The sequence below is a fragment of the Collinsella aerofaciens genome (assembly GCF_015561195.1).
GTDB lineage: Bacteria > Actinomycetota > Coriobacteriia > Coriobacteriales > Coriobacteriaceae > Collinsella > Collinsella aerofaciens_AC.
Genome location: NZ_JADMSU010000010.1, coordinates 16,383 through 29,280, shown reverse-complemented (window position 1 = coordinate 29,280; position 12,898 = coordinate 16,383). Strand labels below are relative to the sequence as shown.

At 61.1% G+C, this 12,898-nt stretch carries 9 protein-coding genes; 3 read left to right on the top strand and 6 right to left on the bottom strand.

Annotation, left to right across the window (positions count from 1 at the left end):
- Window positions 1–56: 56 nt before the first annotated feature.
- The 4 genes from I2H81_RS08840 to argS all read right to left on the bottom strand — a co-directional run bounded on the left by I2H81_RS08840 (window position 57) and on the right by argS (window position 7,151).
- The gene (locus tag I2H81_RS08840) at window positions 57–506 is read right to left on the bottom strand and encodes a VanZ family protein (RefSeq protein ID WP_195645299.1); all 450 of its coding nucleotides are present in this window, start codon (window positions 504–506) and stop codon (window positions 57–59) included.
- A 7-nt stretch (window positions 507–513) separates the two neighbouring features.
- The gene (locus tag I2H81_RS08835) at window positions 514–1,914 is read right to left on the bottom strand and encodes a hypothetical protein (protein ID WP_195645298.1); all 1,401 of its coding nucleotides are present in this window, start codon (window positions 1,912–1,914) and stop codon (window positions 514–516) included.
- Between the two features lie 313 nt (window positions 1,915–2,227).
- A complete protein-coding gene (gene rho / locus I2H81_RS08830; RefSeq protein ID WP_271817514.1) occupies window positions 2,228–4,768 on the bottom strand; it encodes a transcription termination factor Rho in 2,541 nt (846 codons plus the stop codon).
- Between the two features lie 529 nt (window positions 4,769–5,297).
- Window positions 5,298–7,151 carry an arginine--tRNA ligase gene (gene argS / locus I2H81_RS08825; RefSeq protein ID WP_117800437.1) on the bottom strand — a complete coding sequence of 618 codons (1,854 nt, stop codon included), beginning with the start codon at window positions 7,149–7,151 and terminating at the stop codon, window positions 5,298–5,300.
- Between the two features lie 342 nt (window positions 7,152–7,493).
- Here argS and I2H81_RS08820 point away from each other — a divergent pair, with 342 nt between their 5' ends.
- Together I2H81_RS08820 and I2H81_RS08815 are read left to right on the top strand one after the other, a co-directional pair.
- Window positions 7,494–7,979, top strand: a complete 486-nt coding sequence (locus I2H81_RS08820; RefSeq protein ID WP_006235480.1) for a CarD family transcriptional regulator — start codon at window positions 7,494–7,496, stop codon at window positions 7,977–7,979.
- Between the two features lie 355 nt (window positions 7,980–8,334).
- Window positions 8,335–9,093 carry a transposase gene (locus tag I2H81_RS08815; RefSeq protein WP_195645297.1) on the top strand — a complete coding sequence of 253 codons (759 nt, stop codon included), beginning with the start codon at window positions 8,335–8,337 and terminating at the stop codon, window positions 9,091–9,093.
- A 170-nt stretch (window positions 9,094–9,263) separates the two neighbouring features.
- On the opposite strand, the gene I2H81_RS08810 is transcribed toward I2H81_RS08815, so the two are convergent.
- Together I2H81_RS08810 and I2H81_RS08805 are read right to left on the bottom strand one after the other, a co-directional pair.
- Complete coding sequence (locus I2H81_RS08810) at window positions 9,264–9,863, bottom strand: HD domain-containing protein (RefSeq protein ID WP_195645296.1); 600 nt, start codon at window positions 9,861–9,863, stop codon at window positions 9,264–9,266.
- A gap of 171 nt (window positions 9,864–10,034) precedes the next feature.
- Complete coding sequence (locus tag I2H81_RS08805; protein ID WP_195645295.1) at window positions 10,035–11,321, bottom strand: glutamate-5-semialdehyde dehydrogenase; 1,287 nt, start codon at window positions 11,319–11,321, stop codon at window positions 10,035–10,037.
- A gap of 112 nt (window positions 11,322–11,433) precedes the next feature.
- Between I2H81_RS08805 and I2H81_RS08800 the strand changes: the two genes are divergently transcribed.
- Window positions 11,434–12,852, top strand: a complete 1,419-nt coding sequence (locus I2H81_RS08800; protein ID WP_195645294.1) for an alpha/beta fold hydrolase — start codon at window positions 11,434–11,436, stop codon at window positions 12,850–12,852.
- The last annotated feature ends 46 nt before the right edge of the window (window positions 12,853–12,898 follow it).

The window sequence follows — 12,898 nt, the reverse complement described above, 5'->3', positions numbered from 1 at the left end:
CATGCCTCATATAAGCCCTCAAATAAAAAAGGCCGCCTAGGACCAAACAATACGTCCTAGGCGGCTTTTTTGGCGCACATCAGCGACCGTAAGAGATATCGGAGCACAACGCCCGTTGCCGCTCCACAGCAGTCGATCATCACATCGGTGATCATGCCGGCGCGTCCCGGCACAAAGAGCTGAATCGTCTCGTCGATCGAGGGAATCAGCAGCAGGTACACTGCCGTGGGCAGCAGCACGTCAAAGGTGCGTCGGCCCTCAAAATCAAAGGCGTGCGTTGCCAGGATGCCGAGCACCATATACTCGGTAAAATGCGCGCACTTGCGAACAACAAAGTTGGTCACCCATTCATATGGAAGTCCCACGCCGTGCAAAAATCCACGGATGGCCTCCATGACCGTTAGGCTCAGCGAGCCCGACCCCGAACCGGGAACCAGCGAATTGCCCCAGATCAAGAGCGCCATCAGGCAGGTCACGACCGCCCATTTTCGATTTATCTTAACCATGCAGAAGTTATGCCTCCGCGCGGAGCGGCGCGAAGCTGGCGGTACCGCCCTCGATAACGCTCAGATAGGCACGGCCCGTACGCTTGGCGGTAGAGGACTGCAGGCGCTCGATCTCTTCCTCGAGGATCTGATTGACGCGCTCGTGACGACGATTTTCCATAATGCCGGCGGCAATAGCCTCGGCCCGCTCGATGCCCTCGCGCGAGATACGGGCGGTATCCTCGGGGAACACAGCGCTGTGACGGCCGACATAGGCGGGGGCAGCAGGCTGAGGGGCAGCGACGGGAGCGGGGGCTGCAACAGGAGCAGGCTCGTCAATCTCATCCAGAATCGCGGTGGCGGCGGCCCACATGTCCTCGTGGCCCGAGTAATCGGCCATGGGGACATCAACCTCGAGCGAGGCATCCGGAAGGTCGCCGGTGTCGATGCGATCTTGGGCATCAATCGATGCGGTGATGGCTGCAGGCTCATCGAGGTCATCGAGATCGATGTCCGCGGCACCGGAAATGATAGGCATGCTGGCGAGGTTTGCGTTGTACGGCGCAGCCTCAGCCGCCTGCTGCTGGGCAGGAGTGCCCCAAAGCGAGCTTTCGGCGGCACGGCGGGCGGCAACGGCCTCCTCGTCCGCGGTCATGTCTTCATCAACGTACGAATTATCGGCAGAAGCGTTCGCGTCCGCCGAGGTAGCGCTGTAGGCGTTATTGGCTGCCGCGTTGGCAACGAGTGCCACGAAAGCCGCCGTGCTGCCCGCAGGGGCGGCCTGAGAGCCCGACACGGCACGCGCCGCGGCAGCGATGTCGTCGCGATTGAAGGAGCCGGTCTGCCCGCCGTTGGTGAGCTCGTCGATGGCGACTTGATAGACGTCGCGCGAGCGCGCAGGGTCGCAGCTAACCGGCGAATCGTCGTCGAGCATGCTGTCGATCATGGACCAAGCCTCGGCCTCGTCCATAGCATCTGCGGCTCGAGCGATGGTAGGAACACCATCGTCGGCATGACGGCGCTGGAACGCACCGGTCAGGCCGGAAAGGAATGCCGAGGTAGACTGCTCCGACTGAGCCTGAGAAGCAGAAGTCGCAGCGTAAGGAGTCGCATCCTGCTGCTGAGCTGGAATCGAGGCGGTCTTGAACTCGCTTTGATGCTGATTGAGATTGGCGGCACCGCCCATGGCATCGGGCTGGAACAGACGCTCTTCACGCTGTTCACGATACTCGGAGATACCCAGCGAGGCGGCATAGATGCCCACGCCCGCCACCGCGCCCACGGCGAAGGGAACCGCACCCGCCACGACCGTCTCGTTCACCGACGAAAACGGCAGCGTCGCGGCATACATAACCACGGGAGCGGCAAGGCCGATCCCGCACGAAAGTCCGGCAAGGACTGCTCGTTGTGTTGCATCAGAAGAAGCCATGAGCTCTCCCCATCTTCCAGCACCCAAATCGCATCATTCAGTTGGCTGCGCGAGAGAAGATGAAGCGGGGCTATGCCCCAAAGCAACGGTATATGGTTCGTTTCATCTGCGTTTTCCGTCGCGAAGCTTAAAAGCTATTATGCGAAACCGCCCTGCCGATTGCAAGCGACGATGTCGGATTGAAACGGGAAACCTGCTGCTCGTCGGTCTTACGGTCAAAAATAAGCGCGGAGCGGCGCTATGGAAAAGGGCCGAGGCTCAAAGCCCCGACCCTTTATCGCATTGATGACTATCGCTGCGCGTGGATGACAACCTAGAACGTCTGCTCGTAGTCGCTGTGTTTTTTGGCCGAACGCACCAGGAACTCCTGGTTGGTGTTGGTGCCCTTAAGACCCTTGATAAACGATGCGGCTGCGCGCTCGGTGTTGTTCATGCCGGCAAGAATGCGACGCAGACCAAAGACAAACGGGCGCATCTGCTCGTCGACCAACAGGTCCTCGTTACGTGTACCGGAGGCAACGGGGTCGATAGCCGGGAAGATGCGGCGGTCGGCCAGGTCGCGGTCGAGCTTAAGCTCCATGTTACCGGTGCCCTTGAACTCCTCGAAAATGACCTCGTCCATCTTGGAACCGGTGTCGATGAGGGCAGAGGCCAGGATGGTGAGCGAGCCACCGTTTTCGATATTGCGGGCTGCACCCAGGAAGCGCTTGGGCGGATATAGGGCCGCCGAATCGACGCCGCCCGAAAGGATGCGGCCTGAGGCGGGCGCCGCCAAGTTGTAGGCGCGGGCGAGGCGCGTGATGGAGTCGAGCACCACCACGACGTCGCCACCCAGCTCTACGATGCGCTTGGCGCGCTCGATGACGAGCTCTGCCACGCGAGTGTGGTTGTCGGCAGGCATATCGAAGGTCGACGCCACAACCTCACCCTTGATGGAACGCTGCATATCGGTGACCTCTTCGGGGCGCTCGTCGACGAGCAGGCAGATGAGGTGCACCTCGGGGTTGTTAATCGAGATAGACTGGCAGATCTTCTTGAGGATCGTGGTCTTGCCGGCCTTGGGTGGGGACACGATCAGGCCACGCTGACCCTTGCCGATCGGTGACACGATGTCGATGGCGCGACCGGTGATGGAATCCTTGCCGTGCTCCATGCGCAGCGGCTCGTTGGGATAGACCGGGGTGAGGTCGCCGAACTTGGGACGGTTGCGAATCTGCTCGGGGTCAAGACCGTTGATGGTCGTGATTTTGGCGAGGCCGGCGCGCTTGTCGCCGCCGCGCGAAGGACGCAGCGAGCCCTCGATGACGTCGCCCGTGCGCAGGCGCGCGGAGCGGATGAGGTAAGCGGGCACGAAGGCGTCGTCATTGGACTTCATGTAGCCATGGGCGTGGATGATGCCGGAGCTGTCCGGGCGAATCTGCAGAATGCCCTTGATGTCGCGGAAGCCCTCGGCCTTCGCAGCGGTGACGTAGATTTCCTCGACGAGCTCGGCCTTCTTCTTGCCGGTCGTCTCGATCTCGAACTCCTTGGCCTTCTCGCGAAGTTCGGCGACCTTCATGGCAGCGAGCTCCTCGCGCGAAAGCGTGGGCTCGGTGGGAGCGGCATTACGCTCCTTGTTGCGTTGTTTGCGATCGCGCTGGCGGTTGCGACGGTCGTTGTTGCGCTCGTCCTTGCGCTCGTTGCGCTCCTCGTTGCGCTTGTGCTGGCGACGGTTGGGGCGAGTGCCGTCTTCGCCCTCGGCGGGGGCGGCACCATCGGTTGCGGCGGTGTCAACATTGGCCGCAGCGGCGTCATTGGCCTCGGCGCCAGAATCGACCCGCGCTTCGACATCAGCCTGCTGCTCAGCGGCCTTGGCCTTAACGGACTTCTTGCGACCGCGCTTGGGCTTCTCGGGCGCAGGCTGTTCGACGTCCTGGGGCTCGGCGGAATCCTCGGACGTACCCTTCTTGGCAGCCTTAGCCTTGGACGTGCGCTTAGCAGCAGTACGACGGCTGCGACCGGGACGGACGTCGGCGGAATCGACATCGGCTGAAACGGCCTCGGAAGTCATAGCATCCTGGACAGGCGCGTCGGCAGCGGTTGCAGACTCGGCGGTCGCCGCAGCATCCCGAGCGGCGGCGGCTGCGGCTGCGGCCTTCTCGGCCTCGACGAAGGCCTTGGGCTTGCGACCGCGACGGTGCGGGCGCAAAGCCGGATCGACAACGGGAACTTCGTTGGCCTCGACAGGCGCAGCGGGCTCAACAGGCGATGTGCCCTCCCCTGCCGCGGAACGGACCGAAGCCTCAGTGAGCTCGGGGGCTACCTGTTCCGCAACCTGCTCGGCCTTAGCAGCCGTGCGGCGGCGTGTGCGCGGTGCCGGCTTCTCGGTCGGCTGGTCGGCGGAAGGCGTCTCGGTGGCGGCAGGCGTCTCGGGCACAGACGGAGCTGCAAGCTCGGTCAGAGCCGCGGCCTCGCGCTCGGCAGCACGACGGCGGGCGCGCACCACCTGAGCCTCGCTAATCTGCGCCAGCGCACGTGCCTGCGCGACCTCATCGGAAATCGGCGCCGAAGAGTCAGCTGCAACGGTGCGCTTGGCGCGCGTCGTGCGCGTGGTACGGCGCTTGGGCTTGGTGACCTCCTCGCCGTCTGCAGCAGGCTTGGCCGTGCGGCGCGTGCGCTTGAGCTTTGCCGGAACAGCCTCCTCACCAGTTGCAGGCACGGCCTCCTCACCAGTTGCAGGCGCAGGCGTCGAAGCAGCCTTAGGCGTCTCGGGAGCCGAGGCTTGCGCGGGCGCCGCGACCTGGTCCGACGCAACCGGTGCAGCGGGAGCGGCTTGCGTCGTCGTTATTTCGTTTTCTTGCTGTTGATCAGACACAGTGTTTGCTCAACTTTCTTTTCAAGCCCTGTGATCACATGCTCCCTGCATAAACCTTCAGGGCGGCTAAACAGTCTAGTTCCGTTCGAAACGACGGACATCATTGATCTGTATCGAGATGATTGCGTCAACTACGCAGCGTTAGTGTAACACAACCGCCGCCACCTGCAACTTAGCCATCGGGGACGTTCTTAAACGACCAGTCAAAAGGTACACTCTTTGATTTACCGCCCACAGATCTGACCGCCTCCGCCAAAACTATGGCGGTTTACTACGATGAATCGCTCAACCGCGACTACTCCGAAACCGGTTGAACTAAAACCGCAGGTAGATGCCTTGCGCTTTTTTGCGAAAAGCCAGCGTGGTTGGAATTCCTCAATTCATCGTAGTAAACCGGCATAGTTTCGTATTTCCAGCAGTTCCAAATTCGTCAATACGTCGGCGTTTGCGAAAAAAGCCCGACCTCCGTGGGAGATCGGGCTTATAGGGCTCAGTTAAACCAAACCTACACGGTCAAATGACCCGCAGATTACATCTGCTCGGGCGCGGAAACGCCAACGAGGGTAAGCACCAGGGCGAGCGTCACGCGGACAGCGTCGCAAGCTGCCAGACGGGCGCGCGAAAGCTCGGGGTCGACGGGACGGCCCTCGCTCGGCAGCACCTGGCAGGCAGCGTAGAAGCTGTGGAAGTCGCCGGCGAGCTCCTCGGCAAAGTGGGTCAGACGGAACGGGGCGCGATCGCGAGCGCAGCTGGCGATCAGGTCGGTGAGCTCATTGAGCTTGCGCGAAAGGGCGAGCTCGGTCGGGTCGGTTAGCAACGAGTAATCGACGTTCTCACCGATGGCCTTGGCGGCAACGGCCTTCATGCCCATCTCGTCGGCCTGCTCGGCGGTAACGTCGGCGGCACGGCGCAGGATGGAGCACACGCGGGCGTGAGCATACTGCACGTAATAGACCGGGTTGGAGTTGTCGCGCTTCTTAACGGCCTCGATGTCGAAGTCGACCATCTGGTTGGAGCTCTTGGAGATGAGCGTGTAGCGAGCGGCATCGGAGCCGACCTCGTCGACGAGCTCCTGCAGGGTCACCATGGTACCCTTGCGCTTGGACATGCGGACGGGCTTGCCGTTGCGCAGTAGGTTGACGAGCTGGCCCAGCAGAACCTCAAACTTGCCGGGATAGCCAAGAGCGTCGCAGACGCAGCGGACGCGCTCGATGTAGCCGTGGTGGTCGGCGCCCCAGATGTCGATGACGTGGTCGACGCGCTGGAACTTATCCCAGTGATAGGCAACGTCGGAGGCGAAGTAGGTATACTCGCCGTCGGACTTAATCAGGACGCGGTCCTTGTCGTCGCCCAGATCGGTGGAGCGGAACCACAGGGCGCCGTCCTTGGTGTAGAGGTAGCCCATCTTGTCGAGCTTCTCAAAAGCGCGGTCGACGGCGGAGGTGCCGGCGGTCTCGCCCTCGGTGTCCTTCACATACAGCGAGCGCTCGGAGTACCAACGGTCAAAGTCGCAGTTGACGGCGTGGCAGAGGTCGCGCATGTTGTCGACCATCTTCACATAGCCGCGCTCACGGAAGCTCTCCATACGCTCCTGCGGATCGGCGTCGACCCACTTATCGCCGTCGGTGCGCCAGAACTCGGCGGCCTCGTCGATGATGTAGTCGCCGCCGTAGGAGTCCTTGCCCAGAGTCTCGGCAAAGTTGTCCTGATACGGATGGGTCTCGGGATGCTCGTCGTTCTCGTCGGCAACAAAGGCGTCACGGTCGGCGATCAGCAGCTTGTGAGCCTCGTCGATATCAACGCCCTGCTTGGCGATGATGTCGGCAAGCTGCATATAGCGCGTGCTGATGGAGTTGCCGAAGGTGTTCATCTGAGAGCCGTGGTCATTGATGTAGAACTCACGCTGGATCTCATAGCCGGCGTGGTCCATAACGCGGCAGAGCGAATCGCCCAGCGCGGCCCAGCGGCCGTGGCCGATGTGCATGGGGCCGACGGGGTTGGCGGAAACGAACTCGACCTGGGTCTTCAGGCCACCACCGACGTTGGACTTAGCGAAGTCCATGCCCTTCTCGCGAGCCTCGCCAAAGATGGCATTCTTGACGGCAACGGAGAGGTAGAAGTTGATGAAACCGGGGCCTGCGATCTCAACCTTCTCGATCGCGGGATCCTCGGGCATATGGGCAACGATGGCCTCGGCGATCTTGCGCGGGGCGCAGTGGGCCAGCTTGGCGGACTTCAGGGCCATGGTAGAGGTCCACTCGCCATGAGAAGTGTCAGCCGGTCGCTCGATAGCGCAATCGTCAAGTTCAAATGCGGAAAGGTCGCCGGCCTCCTGGGCCGCAGCAAGCGCAGCGCGTACCAGCTCTTCAATCTTCTCGGGCATAGATCCTCCTTGTGTTAAAGCCCCCGAGCTCTTGGTCACTCGTAGGGTAAAAGCCAGAGTTTGTAGCACTCTATCACAAGCGACGGGCACTGTCGCAGGGTAAAGCCAATCGAAATTGCATATGCACAAAATTGACTACAGCTTGTATGGAGTCACTCAAAGATGCCGGTCTGCCTGCAGATTATGCACGCGTTGAAAATGCATAAAGGTGTGAATGAGCTGTGTCTTTTATCGAATACTCTTACCTATCGAAGTTGTGTGCTTTTCCTGCATAAAGTAAGGGTTTCCGCACGTCAGCGTGGTATTCTAGACATACGCAAATTCGTATAAGTTGGAGGTAGCATGTTCTCAATCGGTCAACACGTCATTCATCCGGGTCAGGGAGTCTGCACCGTCGTCGGTTTTAGGGACGACACGCCGCAGCCCATGCTGTTGCTCGAGACCAAGCAGGGACATGCGCAGACGATCCTCATGTACCCCGTGGCGCAGGCCGATCGTTTGCATGCCGCCATCTCCCAGCAAGATGCCGAGCACCTGCTGAGCCACTATGACGAGCTGGAGTGCGACACCTTTACCGAGCGCAACAGCTCGCTTGAGGAGACGCACTTTAAGCAGCAGCTCAAGCTGGGCGCGCCCGAGACGGTCCGCGTGGCAAAGACCATGATGCACCGCATTCGCCAGGCCGAGGAAGCCGATAAAAAGCCCAGCTCTTACTACATGCGCGTACTCAAGGAGGCCAAGCGTCGCTCCATCGAGGAGTTCGCCGTGGCCTTGGGCGTCACCGAGGAGGCCGCCGAAGCTCGCCTAGCCCAAGCCGCCCTCAACTAACCTGCCAAAAAGGGACAGGTTTATTTTGGCAGGTTTTATCTGGCCAAACGTCAACAAACAATCAGTAAATGCCGGGTGCTCCGTTTTGTTTGTGAGCGCCCAGTCATTTTTCTATCGCCGTAGAAATGCGTGAAGCCCATTTGCGATGACATCACGCGAGGACCATCCAGATCGACGCAACCAACACCCACATCCACAACAAGCGTGCCCGTCTTGCTCAGCTACCATTAAAAAGCATCAATTTGAAAACGCAATAACATTTCGGCAGGTAGCAGCTATTGTCGGTGAACTGAATCTCGACAACCGATGCCTGCGAATGAGGTATCTTCAGCCCATCCGAGCTAAAGGAGGGGCCATGCCGAGAAAACCTCGTTCAAAGTCACCAACCGGTTATTTCCACGTCACGTTGCGTGGAAACGGAGGGCAATTGCTGTTTGACGATGCCGAGGACCGAATCGCCATGCTTCAGATCCTCGATGTGATCCTCCCTAAACACAATATTGAGCTTATCGCTTGGTGCCTTATGGGAAACCACATTCATCTCCTCATCGACGATCCGGACGACCGCAAGAGCGACGCGATGCACGCGATAGCCGTGTCGTTTGCGGGTAGATACAATGCGCGGACAGGGCATATCGGCCACGTGTTTCAGGAGCGGTTTTGGGATTCGCCTATTAAGTCGGAAGTATATTTACTTGAGGCAATTCGATACATTCATCTGAATCCACAAAAAGCAGGACTGGCGGCATACGACGAATATCCCTGGAGCAGCCATCGCGAGTATCTAATGAGTGCCAGGTCACGGCCGCGTGTCACCGGCAGCGTTGTCGGCGTTTTATTCCCAACACCTCGCTCATACCTTCAGCTCATGGAAAGTGCGCCGTCGCTTCCCTATCGCCCCAGCGCAACAGCCAAGGTTCGTGAGGAAGATCTATGTGAATTTGGCACGGCAATCGTGCAGAGTGTCGTAGGATGTGCTCCGACGGAGCTCAAATCCGTCTCCAAAGCACTTCGCAATGAGGCGATACTCGCGCTTCGAAAAGAAGGGCTGACAATTAAGCAGGTTCAGTTGCTAACCGGACTGGGGGTATGGATTATCAAGAACGCCGCTTAGCAATGCGCATGCCGAATTACGAATACGGCAAAGCATGGCCGTCTGCCGCGAAGCGCCGCCATTCGCCGGCATCACCGCGTCAAAAAGAAAACGATTCCGCTGAATAACGTCCAACGGAAGCGTTTTCCCAGATAAAACCTACCAAAATAAACCTGTCCCTTTTTGGCAGGTTAGGCCTGGAAGGTGTCGCGGTCAGGCGCGAAGGACTGCATGGCCGCGATGGTGCGGTCGAAGAGCTCGGGAAGCTCCCAGCCCAGCATCTCGGCGCCCTGCGAAATCACGTCGCGCGAGCAGCCGGCGGCAAAGCGCTTGTCCTTGAACTTCTTCTTGAGCGACTTGGTCGTAAAGTCCATGACGCTCTTACTCGGACGCATGATGACGGCAGCGCCGATCAAGCCGGTGAGCTCGTCGCAGGCGAACAGGATCTTCTCCATCTGCAGCTCGGGCTTGGGCAGCGAGGTGTTGAAATCGGACGCGTGCGTCTGGATGGCGCGAATGAGCTCGGGCGATGCGCCCTCGCCCTCGAGGATCTCGGCCGCATAGATGGTGTGGTTCATGGGATCGTCCTCATGCTCCTCCCAATCCAAGTCGTGCAGCAGGCCGACGATGCCCCAGAACTCCTCGTTCTCGGGGTCGAACTCGCGCGCAAAATAGCGCATGGTGCCCTCGACGGTCTCGCCGTGGGTGATGTGGAACGGGTCCTTGTTGTGCTCGTTGAGCAGTTCGAACGCACGGTCGCGGGTGATTCCGGCGGAAAGCGTCTGGGACATGGCAATACCTCCTGGTGATTCTGTGCTAGGACACGGTGTCACTATCGTATATCGCCGCGGCTCAAGCCGAAAGGCAGAAAAGGTTTGCGGAGGAAAAAGCCGGGCGAGCGTGTCGCCCGGCAAAACCGCAGATAAAACCTGCCAAAATAAACCTGTCCCTTTTTGGTAGGTTTAGGGGCGAACCTGACCGGTGCCTCGGAGCTTGTATTTGTAGGTGGTGAGGGCCTCGGCGGCAAAGGGGCCACGGGCGTGGAGCTTTTGGGTCGAGATGCCGATCTCGGCGCCCAGGCCAAACTCACCGCCGTCGGTAAAGCGCGTGCTGGCGTTGGCATACACGGCCGAGGCATCGATTGCGTCCAGGAAGCGCTCGCAGGCGTCCGCGTCCTCGGCGATGATGGCCTCGGAATGCATGGTGCCATAGCGGTTGATGTGCGCGATGGCCTCGTCCTCGTTCGCAACGACCTTCACGCTCATCTCGAGCGCCAGGTACTCGCGGCCCCAATCCTCCTCGGTCGCGGCCACGCAGTCGCCGCCCTCGGCAAGACCGGCATCGGCGCATGCGGCGCACGTGGCCTCATCGCCGTGAATAAGCACACCGTGGTCGTGCAGCACAGCCACGGCCGCGGGCAAAAACGCGTCGGCCACGGCGCGGTCCACAAGCAGCGACTCGGCAGCATTGCACACGCCCGCGCGCTGCGTCTTGGCATTGACGATAATATTGAGCGCCTTATCAAAGTCGGCGGATTCATGGACGTAGATGTGGCAGTTGCCCGTGCCCGTCTCGATCACCGGAACGAGCGACTCGCGCACGCAGCGCTGGATCAGGCCCGCACCGCCACGCGGAATGAGCACATCGACGACGCCGCGGAGCTTCATGAGCTCGCCGGTGGCCTCGCGGTCGGTAGACTCGATCATCGACACGGCCTCGCGCGGGAAGCCCTTGGTCTCGAGCGCATCGGCCAGCAGCTCAGAAATCATGGCGCACGAGTGATAGGCTAGCGAACCGCCGCGCAGAATGCAGGCGTTGCCGGTGCGGATGCAGATGCCCGCGGCGTCGGCCGTCACGTTGGGGCGCGCCTCGTAGACCATAGCAACCAGGCCCAGCGGCACACTCACGCGCGTAAGGTCCACGCCACTCGCAAGCACACGGTGATCGAGCACGCGGCCCACGGGATCGGGCAGCTCGGCGAGCTTCTCCAGGCCGGCGGCCATGCTCTCAACGCGCTCGGGCGTCAGCAGCAGACGGTCGAGGAGTCCCGCCGAGGTGCCCGCATCGCGCGCGGCGGACATATCGAGCTCGTTAGCGGCGACGATGGAGCCGACACCGTTGCGCAGCGCTGCGGCCATGGCGCGCACGGCCTCCTGGCGCTGCTCGTCGCTCGCCGTGGCAAGCGAGGCCGACGCTGCCTTGGCGGCAACGGCAAGATCGTGGACATACGTGGCTATAACGACCGACATGGGCGGCCCTTTCTCCTAGAAGTTTGCAACCATGGTAGCCGATTTGCGCATGACCTCACCCGCGGCGGTAGAATTGGTCAACCCGAAACACCGCAACGAACGGAAGTATCACATGGCGCTCATCACTTCGTACCACGTCCCCGGCCTGTATGTCGAGGACCACAGCATCGATGTCCCCCTCGACTGGCGCGGCCTGGAGCCGATGCTCCTGGCCGTCGGCAGCACCATGCGCCGCGGCGCTATGCCGGCACCCATCGCCGGCGCGCCCGAGAGCATCAAGCTCTTCTATCGCGTGGTTTGCGCGCCCGACCGCATCAACGACGATCTGCCGCTGCTCCTGTTTTTGCAGGGTGGCCCCGGTGGCGAGAGCCCGCGTCCGCTGTCGCCCACAAGCGATGGCTGGATCGAAGAGGCCGTCAAGCATTTCCGCGTCGTGCTGCCCGACCAGCGCGGCACCGGACGCAGCAGCTGTGTTGACGGACGCACGATCGCGGCCTTGGGCGAGCGCGCCGAGGCAGCCGGCGCCGATGCGGCCCGCTCGCAGGCGGACTTCCTCAAGCGCCACCTCGCCAGCTCCATCGTGCGCGATTTTGAGTACCTGCGCCTAGTGGGCTTTGGCGGCAAGCCCTGGGTCACGCTCGGCCAAAGCTACGGCGGCTTTTTGACGCTGAGCTACCTGTCGCTCTTCCCCGAGGGCGTGGCGGCGAGCTTTACCTGCGGTGGCATTCCGCACGTCCCGGCGAGCGCCAGCGAGGTCTACGCGCACACCTTCCCGCGCATGGCGGCTAAGACCCAGCAGTATTACGATCGCTACCCCGCCGACATCGAGCGCGTGGCGGCCCTGGCAGATGCCCTCGAGGAGCAAAAGCCCGTGCTGCCCGACGGCTCGCCGATGACGGTCGAGCGCCTGCAGCTCATGGGCAGCGACTTTGGCATGAAGCCGAGCTTTGAGCGCATGCACTGGATTATCGACCACGCGTTTGTTGGCGGCGACGGCACGCTAAGCTGCGGCGCCTCGGTATCTGACGGCTTTTTGATGCGCGCCTTCGAGCGCACCAATACGCGCACCAATCCGCTGTACTGGACGCTGCAGGAATTCATCTACGCCGACGGCGACACCCTGCCGATTCGCTGGGCAGCAGCCGGGGAAAAGGCCCATCGCGCCGAGTTCGACACGCTCGCGCGCCCGCTCATGTTTACCGGCGAGGCCATGTTCCCGTGGATGTTTGAGCAGATGCCAGAGCTCAAGCCATTTAAGCCCGCCATGGACCTGCTGATGGAAGACACCAGCTGGGACAAGATTTACGACCCGCAGCGCCTGGCATGCAACGAGGTGCCGCTGCAGGCTGCGGTGTATTTCGACGACATGTACGTGGATTCGGGCCTGCAGCTCGATACGCTCAGCCGCGTGGGTAACTCGCATGCCTGGGTAACCAACGAGTTCGAGCACGACGGGCTGCACGGCAGCGTGGTGTTCAAGCACCTCTTCGACGAAGCCCTCAACCGCGGAGACCTACGCCATATCTTCTAGCAAAGGAGTGTCCCCATCTGCCGGCACTTAAGGAACGTCCCCAAGT